At 42.6% G+C, this 8,689-nt stretch carries 9 protein-coding genes and 1 pseudogene; 6 read left to right on the plus strand and 4 right to left on the minus strand.

All coding sequences use genetic code 11. The features are described 5' to 3' along the window. Together A3729_RS06440 and thiD are read right to left on the minus strand one after the other, a co-directional pair. Positions 1 to 1,349: hypothetical protein (locus tag A3729_RS06440; protein WP_197475627.1), on the minus strand; the 1,349-nt coding region annotated here is incomplete at its 3' end. A 72-nt stretch (positions 1,350 to 1,421) separates the two neighbouring features. Then, the gene (gene thiD, locus A3729_RS06445) at positions 1,422 to 2,231 is read right to left on the minus strand and encodes a bifunctional hydroxymethylpyrimidine kinase/phosphomethylpyrimidine kinase (RefSeq protein ID WP_068506541.1); all 810 of its coding nucleotides are present in this window, start codon (positions 2,229 to 2,231) and stop codon (positions 1,422 to 1,424) included. A 79-nt stretch (positions 2,232 to 2,310) separates the two neighbouring features. Between thiD and A3729_RS06450 the strand changes: the two genes are divergently transcribed. From A3729_RS06450 to A3729_RS06460, 3 genes are read left to right on the plus strand one after another with little or no spacing between them, the layout of a single operon-like run. Further along, the gene (locus A3729_RS06450; protein WP_156490687.1) at positions 2,311 to 2,853 is read left to right on the plus strand and encodes a hypothetical protein; all 543 of its coding nucleotides are present in this window, start codon (positions 2,311 to 2,313) and stop codon (positions 2,851 to 2,853) included. Then, positions 2,846 to 3,910, plus strand: coding sequence for an S-methyl-5-thioribose-1-phosphate isomerase (gene mtnA, locus A3729_RS06455; protein ID WP_068506400.1), 1,065 nt, complete (start codon positions 2,846 to 2,848; stop codon positions 3,908 to 3,910). The genes A3729_RS06450 and mtnA overlap by 8 nt, the downstream gene beginning before the upstream one ends. 30 nt (positions 3,911 to 3,940) lie before the next feature. Further along, positions 3,941 to 4,501, plus strand: a complete 561-nt coding sequence (locus A3729_RS06460; RefSeq protein WP_068506406.1) for a DUF1415 domain-containing protein — start codon at positions 3,941 to 3,943, stop codon at positions 4,499 to 4,501. A 4-nt stretch (positions 4,502 to 4,505) separates the two neighbouring features. On the opposite strand, the gene A3729_RS06465 is transcribed toward A3729_RS06460, so the two are convergent. Next, entirely contained in the window at positions 4,506 to 5,141 is a 636-nt protein-coding gene (locus tag A3729_RS06465; protein WP_369820093.1) for a GGDEF domain-containing protein, read from the minus strand. A gap of 18 nt (positions 5,142 to 5,159) precedes the next feature. Continuing rightward, positions 5,160 to 6,241: pseudogene (locus tag A3729_RS33820) on the minus strand (7TM-DISM domain-containing protein); the annotation flags it as partial. Positions 6,242 to 6,517: 276 nt separating this feature from the next. Between A3729_RS33820 and A3729_RS06475 the strand changes: the two are divergent. The 3 genes from A3729_RS06475 to A3729_RS06485 all read left to right on the plus strand — a co-directional run. Further along, complete coding sequence (locus A3729_RS06475) at positions 6,518 to 7,012, plus strand: chemotaxis protein CheW (RefSeq protein ID WP_068506412.1); 495 nt, start codon at positions 6,518 to 6,520, stop codon at positions 7,010 to 7,012. 94 nt (positions 7,013 to 7,106) lie between these two features. Continuing rightward, positions 7,107 to 7,964, plus strand: a complete 858-nt coding sequence (locus A3729_RS06480) for a hypothetical protein (protein WP_068506415.1) — start codon at positions 7,107 to 7,109, stop codon at positions 7,962 to 7,964. 116 nt (positions 7,965 to 8,080) lie between these two features. After that, the coding region (locus tag A3729_RS06485) for an AraC family transcriptional regulator ligand-binding domain-containing protein (protein WP_197475628.1) at positions 8,081 to 8,689 on the plus strand (609 nt) is incomplete at its 3' end.

Consider the following 8,689-nt stretch of genomic DNA (forward strand, 5'->3'; position numbering starts at 1 on the left):
ACGGCATCAACGGCATCAACGGCATCAACGGCATCAACGGCATCAACGGCATCAACGGCATCAACGGCATCAACGGCATCAACGGCTTCATTACTATTCAAGTTTGCTTGCGTATTATCAATAACTGCTTGAGTGCTTTCAGGAGTGGTATTAACATTATTTTGTTGTTCTTCGAGAGTCGTGCTATCTGAAGCAACTTCAATGGCATCAAAGCTGTCTTCATCCTTACGTAAAGAGATATCGGTAGCGCTGCTGTCCACTTCTAAGCCTTCCAGAGGTTTATGTCCGGCGGGCAGAGCAGGTGCTTCGAGCGTTTCAATCACAAGCGGCTCGGATCGAGGCGCAGCGAAAGTTTGGATCTGGGAAGCGGGAAGCTCAGGTTTTTGTACAGGGGCCTTTTTCAGCTCTTTTATAAGATCGATTATAACTTCTGACTGGTTAAATAGTTTTTCAGGCTCAATGTCTTGACCTGATGTAGCTAAGTGAATGTTATTGAGAAGTTCCATTACTTTAAGAACGTGCTTTTCAGCTTCTTCTGGTTTCATTTTTACCGTGCGTTCGGCTTCAATCGCAACGAAGTAAGCTTTTTTAGTCGCCAAAAGAGCATCAATGCCTGCAGCTTTTACCCCCTCTCTATCTCTATAATTCTTCTCAATAAAGCTTGTTGAGGCTTCAAGTTTAGCTTCTGCTTTTTCATAGCTCAATTCGGCGTACTCATCTGCGTCGATGTCCGAGGCACGCTCGAAAAACGAAACAGCTTCATTAAGATGTGTTACTTTTAGTGTCGATATTTCGGTATCAGCCATGTCTTCAAGAAGGTCTACTTCACTCTTTTTAGCATCAGCAACGTTGCCCTGTTCAATTTCTTGAATGATGTCATTTAGCGACTCCATGACATCTTGATATTGGTCGGGTACAAGAGCTGGGGCGTTGAGACTTTCTAGAATGTCGAGATTTTTTAAGGACTCCCTTAGATTTCCTTCAACTTTCTTTTTATTCTCGTAAGCGTTTTCTATATATTTTTGTGCAGCGATCGCGGACATTAAAGAGGCATTTTTTATATCGCTGGGAGGGGCTGTTAGGTACTCGCGTGCTAATGCAATGCTCTCTTCTGCTTGCCTAAGATGTAATGGAGAGAAGAATTCTACGCCTTTTTTCTTCGCAACTAGCAGTTTTTCTTCTGCTTCGTCAATTGCTTGTTCTGGTGTGAAAGTTGACTGTGAAGCTGCTTGGGCAGATTTTTGTTGAACGCTTTCTGATATAGCTACTTGGTTACTGGCACAAGCTGATAGTAGTACTGTTAAACTAGAGGCTAGTATAATTTTTTTCGAAATGCTTAGCTTTGTCATTCTATGAAGTCCCTTAGTAATATTAGTAGCAGTATAGTGCAGAAAATATCCGCAAAGAATTATATCGCTTAATTAGTATTGTGAAAATGGCAACTGATTAATTGGGCCGTAACCATTACCGACCTGTAAACCGTCAGCATTTTGGATACAAGATTCGGTAAATGATATACCTTCTTTAACAGCTATGAATAAGTCTGGCTGTTTAGCCAAGTTTGCAGCGATTGCTGAAGATAGTGTGCATCCGGTTCCATGAGTATTATTTGTTGCAATGCGTTTGTGCGAGAATGAATTCATTGCCTTATTGGTCTGCAGGTAGTCGGTAACGATTTCGCCATTTACATGACCTCCTTTAAGTAGAACGCTACATGCAAATAACTCAGATAATAATAAGGCCTTATTCTGAGTGCATAAATTTTCAGTGTCTTTTCCTTTAAATTGGAGCAGGTAGTTTGCTTCCATAAGGTTGGGTGTTATTAGAGTGGCCAAAGGAAACAAGTTCTCAACCAGGGCTGTTCTTGCGGCTTCTTCTAGAAGCATTACGCCTGAACTGGAAGTAAGGACTGGGTCGATTACTATAGGTGTACTTGTGTTGTTGGAAAGGCATTCTACGACCTCGTTAATAATTTCACTTGAATACAGCATTCCTATCTTTATAGCTTTAAAGTTTATGTCGCTGATGACTGTTTGTAGCTGATCCTTCACAACTTTCGCTGGTAGTGGATAGGTGGCCTTAACTCCCTTTGAGTTTTGAGCTGTGACATTGGTGATGACTGATGCTCCATAGACATTTAAGGCAGTAAATGTTTTGATATCTGCTTGTATGCCTGCACCGCCTGAAGAGTCAGAGCCGGCAATTGTTAGTACATTTGGTGTATACTTCATATAAAGAAGGTCACTTGTAGTTTTGTTCCATGTTGTGTTGCTTAGGTTGAACAACATTTAGATGTTACCAAAGTTTATTATGCCCTACCTTTTCCTTTCCTTGCTTCTTTTATTTACCCTTACTACGAATGCCGGCGTAACGGCAGAAGATATTTTAGGTGAATACTGGAAAGACCCCTTGTTTGGTCAGGCTGCGACTGATCGTACCGTCGAGCTTGAAGTGCTTGTTGGTAGGGTGTGGCCGCAATCTGTCAATATTAGTTCTGGTTCAAAGGTCAGAGTACTTGTTAAAAATCGTACTAACGAGCCTCATTTGCTCGTTTTTACAAAGGACCTGAAAGCTTTATACCAGTCAGAAGCGTACAAGATGTTTGTTCTTGACGAACTCTATCACTCTAAGAAAAAGGCGCAGCAGGGTTCAGGGCATTCGCACTCCGGGAATAGTGTAGGGGATGCAGAATCTATTGTTAAACCGCTATCTCAGAACCCTTCAGTGTTTGTTGTAGGTGGTGATAGAAAAGAAGTGTTAATTGAGTTTGAGGGAACTGGTATTGCAAACTACTCATGCATGATAGAGTCCCACCGAAATAATGAAACAGTAGGAAGTATAGTCATTGAATAATAAGTTTGAGTCTCTAAGCGTCAAAGCGGTCGATTGGCAAGATGGTGCGCTGGTTCTATTGGATCAGAGAAATCTACCTTTGTCTGAAGATTATATGAGTTGTCATGATGTTGAACAGGTTTATACGGCAATCAAGACGATGGTTGTACGTGGAGCGCCTGCAATTGGTATTTGTGCGGCTTACGGTGTTGTTTTGAGCGCAAAAAAGCACTTAATGAATGGAGTCGATTTTTATGAACGTATTAACAAGGATATTGAATTCCTGAGTCAAGCTAGGCCTACCGCGGTAAATTTAGCATGGGCTCTGAAAGTTATGCAGGAAGAGCTCCTAGCGCAGAAAGAGCAGGATTTTAGTTTAGAAAAGCTGCTTCTCCGCGCCCAGGAAATTCATCAAGAGGATATTGCTAACAACTTTAAAATGGGTGATTTAGCCTGTTCCGTGTTTAAACGCTTCCATGAAAAACCGTTCTCTGTCATGACTCATTGTAATGCCGGAGGCTTGGCTACAGGTGGCTATGGAACGGCTTTAGGGGTTATACGCTCAGCCTGGAGTGATGGCTTAATCACTGAAGTCTTTGCAGATGAAACGCGCCCTTGGATGCAAGGTACCCGATTAACTGTTTGGGAGCTCATGAGAGATGATATCCCGGTTACCTTAAATGCGGACTCGGCGGCCTCGTGGGTGATCCAAAACAAATCGGTTGAATGGATTATCGTTGGTGCAGACAGGATTGCAGCTAACGGAGATGTTGTAAACAAGATTGGCACCTACTCTTTGGCGATTCAGGCAAGGTACCATGGCGCAAAGGTAATGGTCGTTGCGCCTAGCAGTACGGTTGATATGGCATCGAAAAACGGTGCGTCTATAGAGATTGAAATGCGTGATTCCGATGAGCTTAAGTGTTTCAGTGGACAACAAGTTTCAGAGGCTAACGTACAGGCACTTAATCCGGTCTTCGATGTGACGCCCGCGAGCTTGGTCGATTATATCGTTACAGAGCGAGGCGTCATTGCTGGGCCGACCTTAGATAAGATGACCGATAAATTCTCGCTTTAATATGAAATGTTTCAGGAAAGGTGTTTAAAGATGTCTAATGAGCTATCCCTTGGCCATGTAGAGTCAGAAGTTGTTGCTTGGCTGGAGCGAGTGGTAATCGGCCTTAACTTGTGTCCGTTTGCTCGCAAACCCTACGAAGACGAACGTGTCCGAATCGCGATCGACACTGGGAGCTCTTATGACTCAATACTTGAACGCTTGTTGGCAGAGTTAAGGTTTCTAGATAATGATAGTAATCTGGCTATTGAAACGACTCTGCTTGTTATCCCAAATGGCTTGAGTGACTTTTATTCTTACTTAGCATGCCTGTCGGATGCGAATTCAATTTTGGTTTCAGAAGGTTACGAAGGTGTATTTCAGTTGGCAAGTTTTCACCCGGATTACCAGTTTGAAGGTACCGAACCGGATGATAAATCGAACTTAACAAATCGCGCTCCCTATCCGGTTTTTCACATAATTAGAGAGCAATCTTTGGAGTATGCGCTAGAAAGTTATGATAACCCTGAAAAAATTCCAGAGCGTAATGTTGAGCTAATGCAGTCAATGGAGGGGGAGCGGTTAAAAGCTTTATTTCCGTGGCTGAGTATTTAGTCGTCTAGGAGAACGAAAGCTGCGCACTACCTTTTGATTTCGCAAGCAGTAGCTTTTTGCTTGCTCTCTTCCAGGCAGAATTAAAGTCTTCATTAGGCAAAATATGTACAACTCCGACGCTGATGCTCGAATTTAGCCACTTTCCATCGCTTGACTTTATTTTGATGGCTTCGAAATCTCGCATTAACCTTTCAACGTAGAGCCTGGCTTGGGGGAGTGAGCAGTTGGATAGAAGTATAGTAAACTTCCCACCACCGACTCTTCCTGCCAGCCCTCTTCTATAGGCGAAGCTATTTTCCTTATCGATCAGCTTTGCGGCTAGGTTATCTCGACGTACTTTTGTTTGGAGCAATTGACCAAACTCGCTAAGCAATAGGTCGCCTGCGTGAAGGCCGTGCGCCTCATTAAACTTCTGAAAGTTGTCAATATCAATATCGATCCAAACAAGGTCGTTCTCGCTAGTTTTAATTGTATGTTCAATTTGAGTGTAGAGGGTTTGACGACTAAAAACCCCTGTTAACTGGTCTTGAGTTGACTCACCCAGATAATTTTCGTCGTCTCTTGCCAGCTTACGGTTTTCTTGTTTCAGGTTTGCGTATTTATAGCCAAGCAAGATGGCTAGCAGCAGTTGCTCGGTCACTGAACCTGCAATGAAAATATTGAGGGTGTCTAGTGATGGGGGGGTGTATCCAAGCCACATCCATACCCATAGGGTGCCCGTAATAAGGTGAGTGGTCCAGGCAAGAAGAAACAACTTCGCCATCGGGGGGTGACGCTTTAGTGCACCGATAGCACAGACAAGTATGATAATTGGAATGACTAGACCTATCGTTTCTACACACATGTAGGCAAGTTGGTCAGACATAAACCCTAGTAGAAATATGGTCGAAAAAGTTGCAGCCAATAACAGGCGTAATAATATATCGAGCTTGGGGATTGTTGTCTTAGTTTCAAGTAGCTCGCGAACGAATACTGTTGCAGAAAACGCAAGCAAGCGGTCAGGTTGGTGAAGCTACCCTCTCCACCCCAATCGGGAAACGCCAGGCGGTTGTACCCGGTCATGGCAATCATATATAGCGACATACATAAAACGTAAGAGGCGTAATAAGTATAAACTCTTTCTCCAGCAGAGATGCCAATTACCATGTTGTAGACAAAAGCAAGAATCATCAGTCCAAAACACAAGCCATACACAAGATTTCTACTAGCAAGAAGAGAAAGTTGTGAGTCGTGGTCTCGGATGTTTATGCTGAAATTTAAGACTTGTGAACTCTTGATTTTAAGGAAGGCTAGGCGATGTTCGCGCGGTTTTTCGATAACGAAGGTAAGAAAGGTGGCTGGGAAACTGGCATTGTCACTAGCGTGCCTACCAGCAGCGTGCTTCCAGGTCCAGAGACCGTTTTCATAGATTGCCAATTCGCCATCTAATCCGACATTGGGTGCAAGCTCAATCCAAATTCGATCCGAATCGACAATTCGGGGAAGTTCAATTTTAACCCACATCGTCGCACCGTCAGATGCTTTCCAGTAATCCTCTTCTAAGGCATTTAATTTTGTATAGCCATTCGGGAGAGGTGTCCAGGTGTTATTTGGCGTACCAACGATATCTTCGAGAGAGGCGGAGCTGTTACTATCGAATAGCTGCCAGTAGCGAATGTTTTCTTGCTGCATAAGCTCAGCGTTAGCAAGAAAAGGTGCAGAGGCAAAGAGAATAAGAAGTAAATAGCTTAGGTAATGCATTGGCTTTATGGATGCATGGTTTAACTGGTTTTCCAGTCGATAATATTAAGTTCGCAAGGACACTCATCTTACCACCTTTCAAGAGCTTCGCGTAGCATGTAGAGCCTAAAATAGACTACAAATACATCAGATTTGATAAAGAGTTTGAGAAAAGAGAGATAAAAGTTGGACAGAATGTCGATTGGCTGCTACCACTTTAAATTATATAGCGAATTTTGATGTGCTAAATATTAGTAAGTTTAGGTTTTCATGGGATTTTTTTGCACAGAGGGTTTTATGGATAAAAATGAATATTTGGTCGCTAGGGTTGGTCATATCAGATTGGCGGTTTATTGTCGCGATGTTGAGAATGTTTTTTCTGGAAACTACAGCTTGGTAAAGCTGTTTTATCAGGGCGACTTTTTTCGGGGCATGACTACTATAAATGGACAGATCATGCAGGTTCTTGATTTGCGTCGTCGTATTGGGATGGAGCAGTGTCTTAAGGGAGAACAGTTAACATTGGTTAGCTTTAATACCGGGGGCTCAAACAGTATCGCTGTAGTAGTTGACGAAATTTTAGGAATGCAAAGAATTGAGTCTGACTCAATTATAACAAATGAAAAATACTTCGATAGCCGTGCCAATAATATTGGCTTGTTGTTTCCAACTGTCGCTTTAATGCCGAGCAAGTGTGGTGTTAGTAAAGAGTTGATACACATCCTCGACTCAACGTACCTTGATAAGACGGAACCCATTATTGAAGAGGCTGGAGAGCTCGAGCTTTTTTAAGGATTTTACCTTTTGCAAATGGAAAAGCTGGTGTTTGCTGCTAATGTTATATGCAACCTTCCATTTAATTTGACGATAAAGTAAAACAAAAAACATGCGACAAAGTGACCTGATTGACATCTTGCTGGTTTCATCCGATTTTATTTTTTTAAGTACCGATAAACACGGTAAGATTACTACTGTTACCCCTGCGTGTAGAGATGTTATCAAAAAGCAAGAGGGTGAGGTTGAAGGTAAGATGCTCGACGAAATTGTACCTGAGCTGGCATTTTACCCCCAAGCTGAGTTTGAAATTGTTCAACCTCGGGGCGGCCTCGAATTAATGCTTGATGATGAAGACTGTGATCAGGGTTGTGAATATATGGAGTTTCTTGCATCCCAAACGCAAGACGATGGCCGCTTCGAAATAGAGACAACGATTGAAGGTCAGCAAGCTTGGTTGTCGATGGTGACAAACAAAGTGCTTGTTGATGACGAAATCATTTTTACCGTGATGATCCGGGATATTACTCGACGAAAGCTTGATGAAAAGGAGATCCTAGATCTCAATCAAAACCTCGAAGCTCGCGTAGAATCGAGAACGGAACAAATTAAAAATGTAGTGATGTCATGTAGTAGTGAACTTAGTCAGGTTAACGAAACCTACCAGGCCATGAAAGAACAGCAAATGGGCATAATGGAAAATGTTGAAAAAGCAGTTCTTGAAGGTGCTGAAGGCTTGAGTGAGGTCCAGCAAGGACAGATCCGTGAAGCGATTAGTGGTGAGCTTGTTAAGTGTATGAACCTCTACTCTGAAGATCAGATTACCGATCAGAAGTTTATGTTGACGATGATGTCATTAAATGAACTCTTTGGTAGTTTATCTCCCGAGGATCAAAACTTACGCCCCGACCAGTTATCTGGAACTAACCAAGATGAAGTTGATGACCTACTAAGTTCCTTGGGTATTTAGTCGCAATACCCTCTTATCTTTCTGATAAAGGGGGAGCTCTTCTTGCTTCCCCTAAGTTCTTGACTCTTGCCATGTTTTTTGACAGATTGACCTTATCCGGACCAGTCTGAGCTCTCATGTCTCCCAACTTAAGTATTCCTATAGCGCTTGTCGATGCTTTCTTTTTTGCTGCTAAGCGAAGAAATATTAATTTGCACTCGATTTTTGCGAGTGTTGATCTCGATTATGACAAGTTTCAGTTGGATATGGGAAAAGACCCATTACAGCGTATTGATTTGAACTATGTAGACCCTTTGCTCCACTCACTTTGGTCTGAGTTGGGCGATGAAGCAAGTGGCTTCGTCGAAAAGCCACTTAAAATCGGCACGTTTAGCATGATGTGCCACGCTATAATTACTGCAACTAGCTTGCGGCATGCCTTGCTTAGAGCGAGTAAGTTTATAGGTCTGTTTGGCGATGAACTATCGATTAACTTGCTTGAACTAGAAGGCGAAGCGCATCTGGAAATCAAGTTTTCGAATGACTTGGGCTTTGATGAGGTATTTCTAATTACTTCGCTCTATATAATCTGGATTCGTCTGTCGTGTTGGTTGATTGAAAGGCCGATACTACTTGAGCGAATTGAGTTTACTTTCGCAAGGCCTCTATTCCATGAAGAGTACAAGTTAATGTTTCCTTGCCGAGTTGCTTTCTCTCAGGGGCAAAACCGGGTTGTGTTCAACAGC

The sequence above is a fragment of the Oleiphilus sp. HI0043 genome, from assembly GCF_001634935.1.